Here is an 18214-nt window from a genome sequence, read left to right as displayed (position 1 = left end):
CGTGTGCGCGAGCAGGTCTACCTCGGTGGCGACCCCTCCGGGATTTGCTCAGTACGTGAGGGCGATGTGGCTCTCGGGCTTGCTGATCACGTGGCCCGCTGCGGCTGCTCGTGCAGCAGGTGTGACGGTCATCCGCGGTACGGCCAGGCGATCGCAGCCCCACGCGTTGATGTGCCCGATGAGGTCCTGCGCGAGTTGTTCGGCCCGCGGACCGTAGGCGGCCGCGCCGAGCTGGAACGGGCGCTCGCCCTCGGCGCCCTCGCGGGTGACGGTCAGGTAGGCCAGGGAGTCGCCGTCGACTAGGACCGGGCTGCGGACGGGGATGGCGGGCCTGCGGAGCAGCTCTTGCTCCAGGGCCTGCGCAGTGATTTCCAGCCGGCATACGCGGTCGTCGCTGGCCGTGGCGCGCAGCCATACCCCGTCGAACGGTTCCTCGCCGCCGACGCGTTGGGCGGACGGCATCTCGAGGGCGGTCTTGCCCGGTTGCAGGGTGGCGGCCAGGGCCTCGGTGTCGACGGCCCGGTCCTCGTCGTAGTGCACGCGGATGGAGTCGTCCGCGTTGAGGGCCGAGGTCTTCTCACCGGTCTGCCCGATGATCGGTACGAAGCCGCACAGATCCATGCCCTCCGAGATCAGTTCGTCGCCGCGGCGGGTCAGCGCGACCGATCGGGTTTGTCCGCGCCACCGCAGCGGCAGGACGAGGCGGCCGCCGTCCTTCAACTGCTCCCACCAGGTGGTGGGGATGTCCCAGACGCCGACCGTGGCGATGATCCTTTCGTACGGGGCGTTCTCGGGGGCCGAGCAGGCCGTTGCGCTCGATCACGGTGACGCGCTCGTACCCGGTGGCGTTGAGGGTGGTCCGGGCGTGCAGGGCGACATCGGAGTCGATGTCGACGGTCGTGACCTTCCCGTGGTCGACGAGTTCGGCCAGGAGGGCGGCGTTGTAGCCGGTGCCGGCCCCGATCTCCGCTCGGCGAGGATCTCGTCGACGAGCCGGTTGCGGAGCTGGTCGACCGTTGGTGTCTGGCTCACTGTCACATCACTTTCATGGGGTGAGGAGCAGGCAGGTCTCCCACTCCGGCTCAACGGGGCGGGTGGTGGTCAGGGTGTGCAGCGCGAGGAGCACGCCGGGGGCGCCGGTGAGCAGTCCGGTGTGCTCGGGCGCCGGCTGGTGCTGGGTCTCGGTGGTGAGGCGGTCTCGGAGCGCGCCTTGATGCCAGTGGACGGGAGTGAGCAGCCCAGGCGTTACAGCCGGGCACAGAGTGAGTCGTGGGGCACCCGAAAGCCCCGCCCATCCGCCACGGGGGAGCGGACGAGCGGTGCCGTCGATCGGGGCGGGTCAGAGTTTGGTGATGCTGACGAATCCCAGTGTGTGCAGTCCTTCGGTCTGGCAGAGCGGGTCCGAGGCGCCACCGAGCTCGGTCTGGAGCAGTTGGTAGTCGGCGCCGTGCGCGGCTCCCCACGCCATGGCGGCGCGCCACAGGGCGCGGCCGTAGCCGTGGCCGCGGTGTTCGGGCAGGACGCCGAAGTACTGCGGGAGCAGCCGCATTGCTCCGGCCGAGTCGGTCATGGTCTCCATGGGGCCGATCGCGCCGACGACGCGGCCGGCGTCGGTGACGGCCAGGACGGGGCCGACGGCCCCGGCCTTCATCTGGGTGTGCAGGAACGCGAACCCGTCACCGGTGAGCCTGTCGGCGAACGCGGCGAACGTCTCCCTGACCGGCTGGGGCAGGTCGGTCACGGGGCGGACGGGGCCGGGTGCGTCCTCGGGCCGGGGGCGGGCGAAGGCTTTCATCTGCACGCGGGTGGTCGCGGTGTGGGCCGGGGGCGTCTCGTGCGGGGCGTGGAAGGTGACCACGCGGGCGGTGGACGTGTGGTGGCCGGCGGCGAGCTTGGCGGCCAGGCCCGTGGCCTCCTCGGCGGAGGGCCCGTAGGTGTAGACGGTGAGAGTGCCGCTGCCGCGGCTGCGCGCGTCGACTGCTCCCCTGAGCCGCACCCCTTCGGCTGCGGTGAACTGCCTGGATACCCGGCGCTCCTGAAACAGGTCTCCGCAGCACCCGTCGGGACCGCGGCTGTGCAGGGCACGGCATCAAAGTCGTATAAAGATTGCCGGAAGCAGGCAGTGTCCCCCAGGGTATCGGTGTGTGAACATGCCTGCGTCTACGGGGAACGCAAGCAGAGGCGGTGAGCGCGGGTGGCCTGGTTTCTGGGTCTCGGCATCGCGGGAGTCGTCCTTCTTGCCCTGTCGCTCATTTTCGACGGAGTGCTCGAAGGGCTTCTCGACGGCGTCGGCGCACTGGACGGCCTCTTCGACGGATGGCTGTCGCTGCCGGTCATCGCGGGATTCGTGTCCATGTTCGGCTTCTCCGGCGCGATCGTGGTGGGCACCACCGGCTTCGGCGCGATCGGGGCCACCGCGGTGGGCGTGCCTGCCGGAGTGGCCACGGCCTGGCTCACCTATCGCCTCAGCCGAGCGCTGTTGAGCGACCAGTCCGGAGCAGCCCCGCGCGACGACGATCTGATCGGCGCGGCCGGGTCTGTGGTGACCGCCATCCCCGCTGACGGCTACGGCGAGGTGCTCGTGCACCTGGCGGGGCAGCCGGTGAAGCTCGCCGCGAAGAGCCCGGTTGCAGTGGCTCGTGGCACCGAGATCTGGGTCGATCAGGCGCTTTCCCATACGGCGGTGTCCGTGCGCCTCGTCGAGCGCTGACCGGCCACCTCCCACGCATACACATCGGACGCCGACTCACTGGCGCCGTTTCACACGCATCACCTATCCGATTCGCCGTCCCTTGGGAGGGCTGAGAGGAAAACAACATGAGTCCTGTCGTCATCGCCGTGATCGGCGTCGTCGTACTCCTCGTGCTGCTGGCACTCGTCGTGATCACCCGCTACAAGGTGGCGGGTCCGAGCGAGGCGTTCATCGTCACCGGGCGGCGCGGCAAGAAGGCCACGGACCCGGAGACCGGACGGGTCTTCACCGACAACAGCGGCCAGAAGGTCGTGGTCGGCGGCGGTGTGTTCGTCGTCCCGTTCGTGCAGCAGAAGTTCACTCTCGACCTGTCCTCGCGGCACATCCCGGTCGCGGTGCGCGGCGCGGTCACCCTGCGTGGTGTGAAGGCCCACCTCGAAGGTGTCGCGATCGTCAAGGTGGGCGGCAGTGAGGACTCCATCCGGGCCGCGGCTCAGCGTTTTCTGATGCAGCAGGACGGCATCGTCGGCTTCACCCAGGAAGTGCTCTCGGGCGCGCTGCGGGCGATTGTCGGACGGATGGCGGTGGAGGACATCATCCGTGACCGGGCCGCGTTCGCCGGGCAGGTCGCCGAGGAGGCGGAGGCGAGCCTGTCAGGGCAGGGCCTGGTGCTGGACGCCTTCCAGATCCAGGACATCACGACCGAGGGCTCCTACCTGGAGGACCTCGGCCGGCCCGAGGCTGCGCGCGCCAAGCAGGAGGCGGATATCGCTGAGGCCGTGGCCCAGCGGGCATCTGAGCAGGCCCGGCTGCTGGCGGCGGAGGAGATCGCCGTCGCGCAGCGGACGTTCGCGCTGAAGCAGGCGGAGATCAAGGCCGAGACCGACGAGGCCGCCGCCCGTGCTGCGGCTGCCGGCCCCCTGGCTGAGGCGGCCCGGCAGCAGGAGGTGCTGGCCGAGCAGGAGAAGGTTGCCGAGCGGCAGGCCGCGCTGACCGACCGCGAGTTGGACACGAAGGTCCGCAAGCCCGCTGACGCCGCCCGCTACCAGGCTGAGCAGGAGGCCGAGGCCCGCCGGATCGCCCTGGTCAAGCAGGCGGAGGCAGATGCCCAGCGGTCCCGGCTGACCGGTGAGGGCGAGAAGGCGCACCGTGCCGCGCTCGCCGACGCGGTCCGTATCGAGGGCGAGGCGGAGGCCGCCGCGATCGGCGCGAAGGGTGCTGCCGAGGCCGAGGCGATGCAGAAGAAGGCGGACGCGTTCGCCCAGTACGGCGACGCGGCCGTGCTGCAGATGCTCGTCGAGGTGCTGCCGCAGGTGGTCGCCAAGGCGTCCGAGCCGCTGAGCGCCGTGGACAAGATGACGGTCATCTCCACCGACGGCGCCAGCCAGCTGTCGCGGACCGTGGCCGACAACGTCGCCCAGGGTATGGAACTCCTCAGCTCCACCACCGGAGTTGACCTCGCCGAGCTGCTGAAGAACATCACCCAGCGCAACAGCGGTGCGCAGCCCGCGACCACGGCACCCGCCGAGGTCAACGGCAAGATCGCCATCGCGGACTGACCGAGCCGGCCTGAGGCGCCGCCCCTCATGAGGAAGGGGCGGAGCCTCGCTGACTGCGGAGAAGAACCTCACGCCGCTTGGCGGTTGCACGGACAGGGAGTTTGGGCTGTGTTCAGGTGGGTCTGGATGGCGGGCTGGTCAGCCCTCGTGCTGCCCTTGGGGATTGCCGCGCTGCGCGGCTGGGCGCCCCGGTGGATCCGTAGACGTACCAGCCTGTGGGGCATTCGGGTCCGCGGGTTGGCCATGCTCGTCATCTGGGCGAGCGGAATGGTGACTCCGGTCTTGCGACGTGACGCCCTGGAGGCCGACGACTCGGCGTTGCTGGCCACCTTGCTCCAGGCAGGCCTGATGCTGTTCGCATGCGGGCTGATCGGTGGCTCCGAACTGGGGGAGTGGTTCCACCGCCGTGAGAGGGGACGCCGTGCCGTCGAGCAGGCAGACCAGCGAGGACGTGGAGACCATGCGTAAGGCGATTCCCGCCGCGCTTCAGCCCACCGCTCTCAGCCGCGATGCGACCGCCGCCACCCTCGCCGCACATCGCCGACGCGCCTGGGCCTGGTTGTGGGGCGGATGCGCGGCCATGGTTGCTGGACTGGCCGTCGGGCCGAGCGCGGACGAAGCCGGTATCAGCTGGTTGAACGAAGTTGCCGTGTTCTGCGTCGGAGGCGGCCCGGTCGTCATGACCGTAGGCGTGGCGACCCTCGTCAACTGCCGCCGCATGCGGCGCGCGCTGATGACGCGCCCCTGGGCCGCGTGCACCGCCGTGGCCATCCCGCTCGGCCAAGGAGCCCCTCGGGTGGTGCTGCGCGATCCGGTCAGCGGCGGACTCCTACCGCTGACCGTTCGCACCGTGCAGCAGCGGTATCACCTGGCTGCTCCCGGGCCGGGCGGCGTGCTGTGGTGGTGCGGTGACCCGCGTGCCGGTGGGGTGCTCGCCCAGCCGGGTGGCGAACAGCTGCTCTGGGCTCGCCCCACCCGCGCCGAGCGGGCCCGCCGCAGTGACGTGCAGGCCGCGGAGCACAAGGGGCTTCTGTCCCGAGCGCATCCACCGCAGCCGCAGGCCGTCGTGAGCGACGAACCGATTCAGCATCGGGAACCGGACCTGTCATATGCGGCCATGGCTGCAGCAGCCAGCCGCCTCGTCTTTCCGGACGAGAGTCCTGGACGGCCTCACCGCGATCCCGACGTCCGCACCGTCCCCTGGTGGCGGATCCGCGCGCTGCTGGAGATCTCACAGCTCTGGCCGACCGCGGTCAACGCGTTGCGTGCGCTCGCCCTGGTCCTGGCCTGGCTGCTCGTCAGGCAGGCCGGCCTGCCGATATTGCTGGTCGCCGCGGTCCTCTGCGGGATCAATGCCCTGCGGTTCGGCTACGGAATGATCGTCGGGATACCTGCCGTGAAAGCCCTGGCGCGGGCTACCCGCGCCCCCGTTCCCGTCCCCAAGCGCTACGTGCTGCTGCCCGGCCCCGACGACGGCCTGGTCCTGGTGCTCTTCCCCGCACACGGAGGCCCCACCGACCTGCCGGAAGCCGCCATGGAAGTCAATCCGCCGGGCACGCCCAGACACCCCTGGAGTGGCATGCCGCCCCTGGTGGGGACCGCCGAACTGCACGGCTGGCTGGACGACGGCCCCACCGTCGTTCCCTGGATCGACGGCCGCCCGCTGTGGCCGCGACAGCCGTACGAGAGCGTGAACCCCAATGATCAGCGGGATCGGGACTACTTCGTGGCCCTCGTCGGCGACACGGTCCCGGAGGCCTGAGAGTAGGAAAGTTGCCGGGCGCTGGCAGGAAACACGGGGGAGGGATTGCCGGAATCCCGCAATGCGCTCACTCGAAGCGGACCGCAGCATTCAACTCATGATCAGAGTGCTTGTCGTGGAGGACATGCAGGTGGTGAGGGCCGGACTGGTCGCCCTCCTCGGCGGCGAGTTCGGCATCGAGGTCGTGGGCCAGGCGACCGACGCGGTCGAGGCCTTAGGCATCGCACAACGAGCGCGGCCGGATGTCGCGCTCCTCGACATCGATCTTCCCGGCATGGACGGGCTGGCGCTCGCGCGCGAGCTGCCTCAGCGGGTGCCGGACTGTCGCACGGTGATGCTCACGGCCATGGACAGGCCGGGTCACGTCCAGCGCGCCTTGGACGCGGGGGCGGCGGGCTATCTGCTGAAAACGGTCTCGCCGCAGGTTCTGGCAGCGGCGGTGCGTACGGCGGCGGCCGGAGGACGAGTGATCGAGCCGCCGGAGCTGGCCGAGACGCTCGGCGCGCCCAGCCCGTTGACGGCGCGGGAGGCAGAGGTGCTCAGGTTGGCCGCGGGCGGAGCGGATGCGAAGGCCATTGCGGCGGAGTTGTTCCTCAGCGTGGGAACGGTGCGCAACCGCTTGTCCGCAGCGGTGAGCAAGCTACACGCACGCACTCTCCTGGATGCGGTTCGCATCGCCGGGCGCCACGGGTGGATGTAGGGGCAGCTCCGCAGTCAGGACGAAGCGGCGGCCGTTGACTTCCGTTTCGAGGGTGCCGCCCAGCGCCAGGGCCCGGAACTTCAGGCTTTCCAGGCCGCTGCCCGCTCCGATTTCCCCCATCGCGGCGGGGAGGCCGTCGTTCACGACGTACATACGGATCTGCCCCTCGGCCACTGTCACCTCGATCTCACATCGGGTCGCCCGGCTGTGCTGCAGGACGTTGCTGATGGCTTCCCGCAGTACGGCGCCCAGGCAGCTGCTCACCGGTCCCGGGAGCGTCAGCTGGGGCGGCAGCGTGGTGCGTGTGACAACTCCGGCCGTGGACAGCAAGCGCTGGGCGTGGGCGAGTTCCGTATGGAACTGGGAGGAAGGGCGCGTCTTGGTGATGCTGCGTACCTCGCTGTGGGCGCGTCGGGCGAGCAGTGCGATCTCGGTCAGCGCCTCATGCGCGGGGGTGGCGGGCGGAGTGTGGCGCAGGGCGCTCTCGCTCTGTACGGCTATGGAGACGAGCGAGGAGCCGAACAGGTCGTGCAGATCCTGGGCGATGCGGGTCCGCTCGCGGTATTCGGCGAGGCGGGCTGCCTGAGCCTGCGAGGCCTGGAGACGGGCGGCCAGCAGGGCGAGGTGTACGACCGCGTACACCGCGCTTCCTGTGATCAGAGTGGACACCAGCACGTTCATGCCGCTGCGGTGCGTGTTCACCAGGCTGCTGTGCACCAGCGCGGGGCCACTGGCGACGACCCCCAGCGCGATCACCACCGATGCCGGGCGGGGCATGGTGAGCAGGACGGCGCCGGCGAGGAAGCCCAACAGGCTCAGCCACTTGTACTCGAACACGAGCACCGGCAGGTAGGTGAGCAGCGCCTGCAGGCCAAGAAGCCCCCACCGCCACCGGTACGGAAGGCGGTAGGGGGGCGGCGCGTACTGCCCGAGCAGTACTGCGGGGAGAAGGATCAGCAGGATGACCCCGGTGATCAGCGTTCCCTTGTTCAGAGGTTGAGCGAGAACATCCACGGCCAGCAGGGCGAACGAGCCGACGACCAGGAGGGCGATGGAGGCGAACGCGACTCTGTTTGCCGTGGTCAGGCGTGCCCGACGAATCACTGCGCTTCTTCCCCCGTGTTCCTTCGATGGAGCTGTGTGCCGCGGTGTAGCCGTTCTGCCAGGCCCGTCCCGCCTCTGAACAGACTTCACCGATAACGAAGGACCGCCCATGGCGCGCAAAGGTTGTACGGGGAACTGGTGAGGATCTCACTTTTTCGGTGATCGCGAAGGTGATCGGATCATGCGCCCGCATGTTCTGATTCCCAAGGGATGCCTGTTCATGAAACAAGACGTTCCCCCGCCGCTGAGCTGGAAGGGCTCCAGACCGGCGCTCCAGCGTCACAGACGGACTCTGTCGCAGATCGCTCTCGTCGGCGCCATGCTGCTGGTCTCCGAGGCGGCCCTCCTGGTCGGTGAGACCGGTGATGCCGTGGCGCTCAACCTTTCCGAGAACCGGCAGGAGACCAAGACCGCCGAGCCCAAGAAGCCCGGCGTCTCCCAGGCAGATGACATACCTTCCGCCCGTGTCGCCGCCCGGCTCTACGGCCAACGTGTGGAGGCACTGAGCGAGCGCACCGAGACCTCGACGACGTGGGCCAACAAGGACGGCAGTCTGACCACGGAGCTGGCTGCGGGTCCGATCCGGTTCCAGCGGGACGGCCAGTGGACCGACGTCGACGTCGAACTCCAGGAGGTCACCGGCGGGGTCGAGCCCAAGGCTCACCCGGGCGGGCTGCACCTCGCGGGCAAGTCCGGGACGCCGGCGAAGTCGTTGCAGGCCGCCCGCGAGGCCAAGGCCACCGATCTGGTGACGCTCGGCGAAGGCGATCGGCAGATCACTCTGCAGTGGAAGGGCGGACTTCCGAAGCCGAAGCTGGAGGGCACGCGGGCGGAGTACGTCAACGCTGTGCCCGGCGCGGACGTGGTCGTGGAGGCCACGCGGACCGGCTTCGAGCAGTACGTCGAGATCAAGCAGCGTCCTGGCGCGGGCGGCTACTCGTACACGCTGCCGCTGAAGACCAAGGGACTGAAGGCTAAGCAACTGGCCGACGGCAGCGTGCTGTTCACCGACAAGAAGGACAAGAGGCGGGCCGTGATGCCCGCACCGGTGATGTGGGACGCCACCGTCGACAAGCGGTCCGGTGAGCACACCCACCGTGCCGAGGTCGGCCTCAAGGTCGTACAGAAGGGATCGTCCGTCGATCTGGTGATCACACCGGACGCGGAATTCCTCGCCGACCCGCAGACCCAGTACCCGGTGACCGTCGACCCGTCCACGTCGTCGTTGTCCAACGTCTTCGACACCTACGTGCAGCAGGGTGAGACCGTCGACTGGTCCGGCGACACCGAGCTGGACTTCGGCAACCCCGGCACCAAGAACGCCGACGGCACCCCGCGCACGGCGCAGACCTTCGTCTCGTGGAACACGACACCGGTCCAGGACGCGCTCGTTCTCGACGCGAAGCTGAGCCTGTGGAACTTTCACTCGGGCAACACCGACTGCAAGCTCTACCCGTGGGAGGTGTGGGCCTCCGGCGCGGCCTCGACCTCCAGCCGGTGGACCACCCGCCCGACGATGACGGCGAAGAAGGCCACGTCCACGGAGACCCGCGGCAATAGCGGATGCACATCGCAGCCGGACGGCTGGATCAACGCCGACGTGACGACGCTGGTGCAGGAGTGGGCGTCCGCCAAGGCCACCCGCGGTCACATGGGCATCCGGGCGACGGACGAGTCGGTCACAGCGCAGTGGAAGCGCGTCAACTCCGCCAACGCCGCCTCCAACCCGCCGAAGCTGGTGGTGAACTACAACTACCGGCCGCGTACCGGGACCAAGCAGGAGGCCGGCCCGCCGTACTTCTCCTACAGCGGCGCCTACGTGGTGAACACCACCACCCCCACGCTGCGGGACACGTTCGTCGACGCTGATGGTGACAAGGTCAACGGCACGTTCCAGATCTACGACAACGCCACCAATGCCCAGGTCGGCGACGTCATCGTGTCGAAGTACGTCCCGTCCGGGCAGGTGGCCTCCGTGACCGTCCCGTCCGGGGCGCTGGCCGACGGCAAGACGTACAAGTTCCGTACCTCGCCCTACGACGGCACGCATTACAACAACGGCTGGTCCGCGTGGAAGACGTTCAGCGTCGACACCAAGGCACCCTCGGCTCCCACGAAGATCACGTCCACGGACTACCCGTCGACTTCCTGGGTCAAGGGCGCGGGCCAGGCGGGCACTTTCACCGTCACCCCGCCGGGCTCGGACCACAACTGGCTGGAGTGGTCCCTGGACGGCGTGACCTGGACCAAGGTCGCCACCGGCGGCTCCACCGCGGACAAGGCCATCTCCGTCGCCCCGCCGAAGGACGGCACCCACACCCTGCAGGTGCGGGCCGTGGACAAGGCGGACAACAAGTCCGAGGCGATCGAGTACACCTTCCACGCTGGCCCGGGAGGCTTCGTGCAGCCCTCCGACGGGGAGCGAACCGCACGCCGTCTGCCGCTGGTCGCCGAAGCCGACGCGGCCAAGTACAACAGCGTCTCCTTCTCCTGGCGCCGCTCCGAGGCCGACGCCTGGGTCCGGATTCCGGTCGCCGACGTCACCTCCGGGGGCACCCCGCTGACCGCATGGCCTGTGCCGCTGACGGGCGGCAAGAACGCCCAGCTCGTGTGGAGCGCCACCAGCACCGTCGATCCCGACGGGACCGTGCAGATCAAGGCCGACTTCACCGGCCCCAACAGCGCCGCGGGCAGCACCGAGCCGCTGACCGTGGTCGTCGACCGCAACGCCGACGGCGCGGCCGGTGACGAGGTCGGGCCGGGCAGCGTGAACCTGCTGACCGGTGACTACACGCTGTCGGCCACCGACGCCTCCGCGTTCGACCTGGCCGTCTCCCGCACCGCGTCCTCGCGCGTTCCGGACAAGGGCGCCAAGCAGGAGGGCCAGGCTCCGATCTTCGGCAAGGAGTGGGTCGCCGGCACCGCTGCCGAGATGACGGACTCCGACTTCAGCCACCTCCGCCGTATCTCCGACACCGCGGTGGCCGTCGTCGACGCCGAGGGCGAGGAGACCCACTTCACCGCGAACGCGGCCAAGACCGCGTGGATCCCCGAGCCGGGCTCGGAGGACCTCACTCTCAAGGGCAGCGTGAGCGGCAGCTTCACGCTCACCGACACCGAGGGCACGGTCACCGAATTCACCAAGCCCGATGCGGCCGCCACCACCTGGCAGGTCTCCAGCACGCTGCTGGACGGGCTGTCGAACTCCACGACGACCGTGGTCTCCGAGACAGTGACAGCGGACGGCAAGAAGCTGGCCCGCCCCAAGCGGATCATCGCCCCCACGTCGGCCGCGACGACCGCCGCCTGCACCTCGGATCCCACCACGAAGGGCTGCCGGGTGCTGGAGTTCGTGTACGCGACCTCCACCACCGCCACCGACAGCACCTACGGTGATGTCAGCGGGCAGGTGAAGGAGATTCGTCTGTGGTCCACCGAACCCGGCGCGTCCGCAGCCACGTCGAAGTCTGTACAGACATACGCGTACGACGGCAGCAGCCGACTGCGTCAGGTGTGGAACCCGCAGATCAGCCCCTCTGTGAAGACCGAGTACGGCTACGACAGCGCGGGCCGGGTCACCAAGCTCACCCCGGCAGGCGAACTGCCCTGGACCTTCGTCTACGGCAAGGCGGGCAACGCCGCCACCGCCGGTGACGGCATGCTGCTCAAGGCCTCGCGTCCCGGGCTGAAGCAGGCCACCGCCGATGTTGAAGAGGGCACGGCAGCCACCAGCGTCGTCTACGACGTGCCGCTGACCGGCACCACGGCCCCGTACAAGTTGGGCGCGGCGGATGTGAAGGCCTGGGGTCAGCTCGACGCCCCGACCGACGCCACCGCGGTCTTCCCGGCCGACTCCGTCCCCGCCTCCAACTCCGGCGGCTCGTTGACGGCAGCCGACTACAAGCGGGCCGACATCCACTACCTCGGCGTGTCGGGCCGCGAGGTCAACTCCGCCACTCCCGGCGGACACATCACCACCACCGAGTACGACCGGTTCGGCAACACGGTCCGTGAACTGACCGCCGCCAACCGTGCTGTCGCGCTCGGCCTGACCACGGCCGACAAGGCCACTCAGGCCGACCTCGGCATCGCCCAGCTCACAGCCGCCGAGCGGGCCGACCTGCTCGCCACGCGCTCCGTCTACAACGACACCGGCACACGGGAGTTGGAGGAGCTCGGGGCACTGCGCCGCATCGACCTGACGAGCGACCTGAAACAGGGCACCACGACCCTCGTGCCGTCCGGCACGTCGGTCACGGCCCGCACCTGGACGGTCAACGAGTACGACGCAGGCCGCCCGACCGACGGCACCGCCAAGGTCAAGGACCAGGTCACCAAGAGCACGACCGGTGCCCAGGTGCGTGAGCACCCCTCCGTCCAGGGCGAGACCCGCGTGACCCAGACGGTCTACGACTGGGCCAAGGGCCAGCCGACGCAGACCATCCAGGACCCGGGCGGTCTGGCCATCACGACCACGACCGAGTACGACGCGCAAGGCCGCACCATCAAGCAGCTCCTGCCCGGCGCCACCGGCACCGACGCGGGCACGCGCGTGACGACCTACTGGTCCGCGACGGGCACCGGCACCTGCGCCGGGCGTCCCGAGTGGGCCGACCTGGTCTGCTCCGTCACGCCGGGCGGCACGATCACCGGCGGCGGCCCCAACCCGACGGGACTGCCCACGACCACCACCGAGTACGACTGGTGGGGCAACCCGAACAAGGTCACCGAGACCGCGAATGGCGTGACCCGGACCACCACCACGTCGTACGACGGAGCGGGCCGGCAGAACAAGGTCGCCATCACCGGCGGCGTCGGCCAGGCGGTCCCCGAGTCCACCACGGACTACGACCCGGCCACCGGCCAGGCGGTGAAGACCACTTCGCCCACCGGCGGCACCATCACCAAGGCGTTCGACAAGCTCGGCCGCCAGATCTCCTACACCGACGCCGACGGCGGCACGACCACGACCGAGTACGACCTGCTGAACCGCCCGGTCAAGGTCACCGACACATCCCCGTCGACCGTCACCTACACCTACGACCACACCGCCGAACCTCGCGGCCTGGCCACTAGCACCACCGACTCGGTGGCCGGCACCTTCAAAGCCACCTACGACGCGGACGGCTCGGTCGCCACCGAGAAGCTGCCCGGCGGCTACACCCTCACCCAGAACGAGGACACCACCGGGTCCGCGACCGACCGCACCTACACGCGCGACAGCGACGGCACGATCGTCTACTCCGACACCGTGACCGAGTCCGTCCACGGCCAGGTCGCCAGCCACGCTGGCTGGTCCGACCAGACCTACCGCTACGACGCCATCGGGCGCCTGACCACCGTCGAGGACACCTCCGAGACGATCTGCACCCGCCGCTCGTACAGCTTCGACGCGCGCACCAACCGGAAGTCCTTGACCACCGCGACCGGCACCCCCGGTGCCGACTGCCCGACCGCCGGAGGCACCACCACCAACTCCACCTACGACAGCGCCGACCGGATCGTCGACTCCGGCTACACCTACGACGCCTTCGGCCGCACCACCGCCGTCCCGGGGCAGGGCACAGTCGGCTACTACGCCAACGATCTGGCATACCAGCAGACCGCGAACGGCAAGCGGCAGACCTGGCGGCTGGACGCCGCACTGCGCTTCCGCTCCTGGACGGTCGAGACCGGCAGCGGCAGCACCTGGACGCAGAACGCGTCCAAGCTCAACCACTACGACAGCGACGGCGACAACCCGCGCTGGATCGTGGAGGACACCGTCACCGGCGCGATCTCCCGCAACGTGGACTCCGCGTCCGGTGATCTCGCCGCGACCACCACGAAGACCGGCGACACGGTCCTGCACCTGTCCAACATCCACGGCGACGTGGCGCTCCAGCTCCCGCTGGACACCAGCAAGGCTCCCGTCGTCCTGGACGCGGACGAGTACGGCAACCCCAGGGCGAGCCAGAGTGCGGCCCGATACGGCTGGCTCGGCGGCAAGCAGCGCTCCAGCGAGACGCTGACCGGCCTGACGTTGATGGGCGTACGGCTCTACAACCCCGTCACGGGCCGGTTCCTGACCATGGACCCGGTCTACGGCGGCAGTGCCAACGCCTACGACTACGTCTACGGGGACCCGCTGAACCGCTACGACCTCGACGGCAAGTGGTGGAGCTGGAAGAAGGTCAAGCGCGCCGCGCGGCGGGTGGGCCGTCACGTCCGCAGGAACTGGCGTACCTACGCCGGTTATGGCGCGACTGCCGCGTGCATCGTCGCCTCGGCCGGCACGTGCGCCGTGGCCAGTGTCGCGGTGTTCGCGGCGACGTCCTATGCCGATGTGCGAAGGCACGGGTGGCGCAAGTCGCGTGGCAGCATCTTGCGGAACGCGGCATGGACGGCAGCCGGCGTCGGCGCGGGCCGCTTCGCCGCGGGCTCGTGGTGGAAGTCCAGCCGCGGCTTCGCCCGAGCCGGCCGGCACGCCGCAGGCCGGGCCCGGCACAGGATGCGGTTCTCCTACCGCCGTACGGCCTGGAGCTATGCAAGCAATGCCTGGACAGGCACACTCACATGCGGCATGAGCTGGAAGATGCGGTACTGCTAGGCGGCTGTCGCTGAAGTCGGGGTGCCGTGTCCTGGACGCGGCACCCCGGAACATGGAGAACAAGGGTGCAGTACAAAAATCGAGTTGTCTTCGGTGCGGCATGCGTGGGCGTCGTCGCCCAACCGTTCGCGGTGGCCTATGTCTTGCTCACTCCAAAGACCGACGGTGAGAGCCTGGTGAACGCGGCAGCACTGCTCAGTATGGCGTCGTTCTTCGCATGGCTCTTCGCCAGAGTCGGGATGCAGCCGTCGATCAGATGTGAACACGGCCTTCTCAGCGTCCACAACCCGCTGCTCTCGTATCGCGCACGGCTTTCCGACGTACAGTTCATCGCGCGGAACGGGACAGTTGGTCTGCGCATCGAAGGAATTGGCACCCTGCAGCCATGGGCTCTCTCCAAGTCGCTCTTTGACGGCAGACGCGCCCGATCGGCCAGAAAGGAACTCCGGGAACTCATCACCGAGGAACACGTCACCACACCATCGAAAATGACGGCTGACGGAAGTCCGTCGGCCCGTCGCTGGGTCCGTTGGGGGGCGACCGACCTCCTGCTCGTACCGCCGCTCGCCTTTGCGATCTGGAATGTCATCGACATTCTCATGGGCGACTGACCAGTGGTGAAGGCTGTGATGCGCTACAAGAACCGACCCGTCTACACAGCCTCCGGGGCACTGACCTTGGCGATGCTGGTGACCGCGGTCTACTTCCTGTTCCTCGACTCGGGGCCACCACGCAGCCTTTGGGACGCGGTTCTTGCCCTAGCCTCGCGCTTTCATGAAGCGGGCTGTCCGACAGGCGGTCAGGTAAGCGAAAAGTGCCTCTGAGCAGCGAGAATGAGGATTGCTGAGGTCCTTGTTCCCGCCCCTGTCGGAGGCACTTTCCAGGTGAAGCAGCCTACCGGGTCCTACCCCCATGTCCGTGTCCGGGACGACGGCCGAGCCGTGGTCTCGCAGGCCGGTTCGGTTCTGCTGGTCGAAACAGCCCGCAAGATCGGCCTTGACCGGGCCATCTCCGCAGCGCTCGCCCCCTGGCGAAAACCGCGGGCCGTCCACGATCCGGGCAAGGTTCTGCTGGACCTCGCGCTGGCGGTCGCGCTCGGTGGGGACTGCCTCGCCGACGTCGCACTGCTGCGGTCCGAGCCGGCCGTGTTCGGACCGGTGGCCTCCGATCCGACGGTCTCCCGCCTGATCGATACCCTCGCCACCACCGGCGGGAAGGCCCTGCCCGCGATCCGCGCGGCTCGGACCGAAGTCCGCAGCCGGGTCTGGAGGTTGGCTGCGGGCCGGGCTCCGGACGCCGACGGGCGGGTGACCGTGGACCTGGACGGAGTGCTGGTCGTCGCGCACTCGGACAAGCAGGACGCCGCCCCGACATGGAAGAAGACCTACGGCCACCACCCGCTGATGGCCTTCGTCGATCACGGCCCGGGCGGAACCGGCGAGGCCGTCGCGGCCCTGCTGAGGCCGGGCAACGCGGGCTCGAACACGGCGGCCGACCACATCGTCACCGCCCAACTGGCGCTCGCTCAACTGCCGAAGAAGTGCCGGCGCGGGCGGCAGACTCTCATTCGCTGCGATTCCGCAGGCGGCACTCACGAGTTCGTCGCCTGGTTCGCCCAGCGCGGGCGCTGGCTGTCCTACTCGGTCGGCATGGTGATCACTGAGGCCATCCACAGCCACGTCCTCAAGATCCCGGCAACGGCCTGGACCCCGGCCCTCGAGGCCGATGGCGAGGTCCGTGACGGAGCCTGGGTCGCCGAACTCGCCGGTGACGTCCTGGACGGCTGGCCCAAGGGCATGCGGCTGATCGTCCGCAAGGAACGGCCACACCCCGGTGCCCAGTTGAGAATCACGGACGCCGACGGCATGCGCATCACCTGCTTCGCCACGAACACCCCCGACCGGCCGATCGCCGAGCTTGAGCTCCGCCACCGGCTGCGGGCCCGCGCGGAGGACCGCATCCGGGCCGCACGTTCGACCGGCCTGCGCAACCTTCCCCTGCACGACACCGCCCAGAACCGCATCTGGCTGGAGATCGTCCAGATCGCTCTCGACCTGCTGGCCTGGATGCCCATGCTCGCCCTGACCGGCCAGGCAAGGCTCTGGGAACCGCGCCGCCTGCGGTTCCGTCTGTTCTCCGCGGCCGGCCAGCTCGTCACCACCGGCCGACGCCGCATCCTCCGCCTTGCCCGCCACTGCCCCTGGACCCAGGAGATCACAGCCGCCCTCGAACGGCTCACCCTACTGCCGAACCCCGGCTGATCAACGGATTCACCTGTCCCTACGAAAAGAGGACCCAGCCCGGAGCAGTGGAACCCGGCGCCCACCCGACGCGACACTCGGGCCGCCAGCATGCCCACCATCCGCCACAGAAAGCGAAACGGTCCACCGACTCCGTCGGCGGACCGTCATGCAAGATCGAGGCTAGGAGGTCCCTGACTTCGAGAACACCATTGACCAGCTGTGCGCTGAGTAATCGCCTTGCAGCACAGTAGAAGCCAAAGGTACTCAGGTTGAACTCGTGGACTCCGGTGGCCCGTGACGGTTCTTGATCGCTGCGGTACGGACGGGGTCATGCGGTACGAGCGTGTGGGCGGGCTGAGGCCCATGGAGTAGGAAAAGAGTCAAGTCCGCTGGAGTGGTGTATCGACGGCTACTCGGTGAAGCTCGTTTTGAGGCTGCGCGACGGCCGCTCCTGTCATGCCTCCTGCATAGCGGGAGCGGGCTGTTCCCCCGATCCGCGCACGATCAGTCGGGTGGGGACGGTGATGGTGCGGGCGCGGGAGCGGTCGCCGTCGAGCCGGGCCAGGGCGGTGGCCGCGGCTGCCCTGCCGATTTCCTCAGGGTCCTGGGCGACGACGGTCAGGGCTGGTTCGAGTGCCTCGGCGAGCGCGATGTCGTCGAAGGCGACGACGGCGATGTCCTTGCGTCCGCTGCGGGCGAGTTCGGTGACGATGCCCAGCGCGATGAGGTTGTTGCCGGCGAACAGGGCGGTGGGGGGATCGGGCAGGCTCAGCAGCTGGGAGGTGGCGGTGGAGGCCCCGTGCTGGTCGTGAGCGTTGGTGACGAGGGAGCGGTCGTGGGGGAGGCCGGCTTCCTCGAGGGCCGTGCGGTATCCGGCCAGGCGTTCTCGGCGTGTGTAGAGCTTGGTGGGCAGGTCGCCGATGAAACCGATGCGCCGGTGTCCATGGGAGATCAGGTGGGCGACACCGTCGTGGGCGCCCGCCCGGTTGGAGCTGACGACGCTGTCGGTGGCCAGGCCAGCTCCAGGGCGGTCGAGGAAGACGACGGGCAGGCCCGCGGTGCGGTGGGTCTTGAGGTGCGAGTGGGTGGCGTCGACAGCCGGTGCGACCATCAGGATGCTGATGCGGCGGGCGAGGAACGTGTCGGTCAGGGCGCGTTCACGGTCGGGGTCGTCGGCGGAGGAGCCCATGAGCAGGGTCAGGCCGCGGTCGCGGACGGTGTCCTCGATGCTGCGGGCCACGGCTCCGAAGAAGGGGTTGGCGAGGTCGGGGATGACCAGGCCGATGGTGGTGTCGGGTCCGCCGACGCGGATGTTGCGGGCCATGAGGTTCGGCTGGAAGCCGAGCTTGGCCACGGCGGCGAGCACCTGTTGCCGGGTGTGGGCTGAGGCGGGGCCGTCCTCGTTGAGGACGCGGGAGACCGTCTTGGCGCTGACGCCCACTTCCCGGGCCACGTCTGCGAGGGTGGGGCGGCGGTTCGCTGCCATGGAGTAAACAGTCTCCCCTGCTCGTGGGTTCCGGCCGTGGTGGCGCGGTCCGCTGCCCCCGGCCGGAACCCGTGAGTGT

General features: G+C 69.1%; 10 protein-coding genes and 1 pseudogene. 7 read left to right on the top strand and 4 right to left on the bottom strand.

Annotation, left to right across the window (positions count from 1 at the left end; all coding sequences use genetic code 11):
* Positions 1–48: 48 nt before the first annotated feature.
* Positions 49–931 (bottom strand): annotated as a pseudogene (locus tag ABZ899_RS27595) (methyltransferase, FxLD system).
* Positions 932–1339: 408 nt separating this feature from the next.
* Positions 1340–1996 carry a GNAT family N-acetyltransferase gene (locus ABZ899_RS27590; RefSeq protein ID WP_361350980.1) on the bottom strand — a complete coding sequence of 219 codons (657 nt, stop codon included), beginning with the start codon at positions 1994–1996 and terminating at the stop codon, positions 1340–1342.
* 198 nt (positions 1997–2194) lie between these two features.
* On the opposite strand from ABZ899_RS27590, the gene ABZ899_RS27585 reads away from it, so the two are divergent.
* The 4 genes from ABZ899_RS27585 to ABZ899_RS27570 all read left to right on the top strand — a co-directional run bounded on the left by ABZ899_RS27585 (position 2195) and on the right by ABZ899_RS27570 (position 6713).
* A complete protein-coding gene (locus ABZ899_RS27585; RefSeq protein ID WP_361350978.1) occupies positions 2195–2710 on the top strand; it encodes a hypothetical protein in 516 nt (171 codons plus the stop codon).
* Between the two features lie 107 nt (positions 2711–2817).
* On the top strand, positions 2818–4251 hold the full coding sequence (locus ABZ899_RS27580) for an SPFH domain-containing protein (RefSeq protein ID WP_361350976.1): 1434 nt from the start codon (positions 2818–2820) through the stop codon (positions 4249–4251).
* Positions 4252–4672: 421 nt separating this feature from the next.
* A complete protein-coding gene (locus tag ABZ899_RS27575) occupies positions 4673–6013 on the top strand; it encodes a hypothetical protein (RefSeq protein ID WP_361350974.1) in 1341 nt (446 codons plus the stop codon).
* 97 nt (positions 6014–6110) lie between these two features.
* A complete protein-coding gene (locus tag ABZ899_RS27570) occupies positions 6111–6713 on the top strand; it encodes a response regulator transcription factor (RefSeq protein ID WP_361350972.1) in 603 nt (200 codons plus the stop codon).
* Here the strand turns inward: ABZ899_RS27570 and ABZ899_RS27565 are convergent.
* Entirely contained in the window at positions 6654–7817 is a 1164-nt protein-coding gene (locus ABZ899_RS27565; RefSeq protein ID WP_361350970.1) for a histidine kinase, read from the bottom strand. The genes ABZ899_RS27570 and ABZ899_RS27565 overlap by 60 nt on opposite strands.
* A 319-nt stretch (positions 7818–8136) precedes the next feature.
* On the opposite strand from ABZ899_RS27565, the gene ABZ899_RS27560 reads away from it, so the two are divergent.
* From ABZ899_RS27560 to ABZ899_RS27550, 3 genes are all read left to right on the top strand, one after another.
* Positions 8137–14406, top strand: coding sequence for a DNRLRE domain-containing protein (locus ABZ899_RS27560; protein ID WP_361351048.1), 6270 nt, complete (start codon positions 8137–8139; stop codon positions 14404–14406).
* Between the two features lie 65 nt (positions 14407–14471).
* Entirely contained in the window at positions 14472–15017 is a 546-nt protein-coding gene (locus ABZ899_RS27555; protein ID WP_361350968.1) for a hypothetical protein, read from the top strand.
* A 273-nt stretch (positions 15018–15290) separates the two neighbouring features.
* Positions 15291–16667 (top strand): IS1380 family transposase, encoded by a 1377-nt coding sequence (locus ABZ899_RS27550; RefSeq protein ID WP_361350966.1) that lies wholly within the window; start codon positions 15291–15293, stop codon positions 16665–16667.
* A 436-nt stretch (positions 16668–17103) separates the two neighbouring features.
* On the opposite strand, the gene ABZ899_RS27545 is transcribed toward ABZ899_RS27550, so the two are convergent.
* Positions 17104–18135 (bottom strand): LacI family DNA-binding transcriptional regulator, encoded by a 1032-nt coding sequence (locus tag ABZ899_RS27545; protein ID WP_361350964.1) that lies wholly within the window; start codon positions 18133–18135, stop codon positions 17104–17106.
* Positions 18136–18214: the final 79 nt, after the last annotated feature.

It is taken from the genome of Streptomyces sp. NPDC046859 (assembly GCF_040645135.1).
Lineage (GTDB): Bacteria > Actinomycetota > Actinomycetes > Streptomycetales > Streptomycetaceae > Streptomyces.
This window is presented reverse-complemented; position numbering and strand designations above follow the sequence as displayed.

Bases quoted from the DNA above. Each gene is read 5' to 3' on its own strand.
- ABZ899_RS27545 (WP_361350964.1), bottom strand. From the start codon at position 18,135: ATGGCAGCGAACCGCCGCCCCACCCTCGCAGACGTGGCCCGGGAAGTG.
- ABZ899_RS27560 (WP_361351048.1), top strand. From the start codon at position 8,137: ATGCTGCTGGTCTCCGAGGCGGCCCTCCTGGTCGGTGAGACCGGTGAT.
- ABZ899_RS27580 (WP_361350976.1), top strand. From the start codon at position 2,818: ATGAGTCCTGTCGTCATCGCCGTGATCGGCGTCGTCGTACTCCTCGTG.
- ABZ899_RS27570 (WP_361350972.1), top strand. From the start codon at position 6,111: ATGATCAGAGTGCTTGTCGTGGAGGACATGCAGGTGGTGAGGGCCGGA.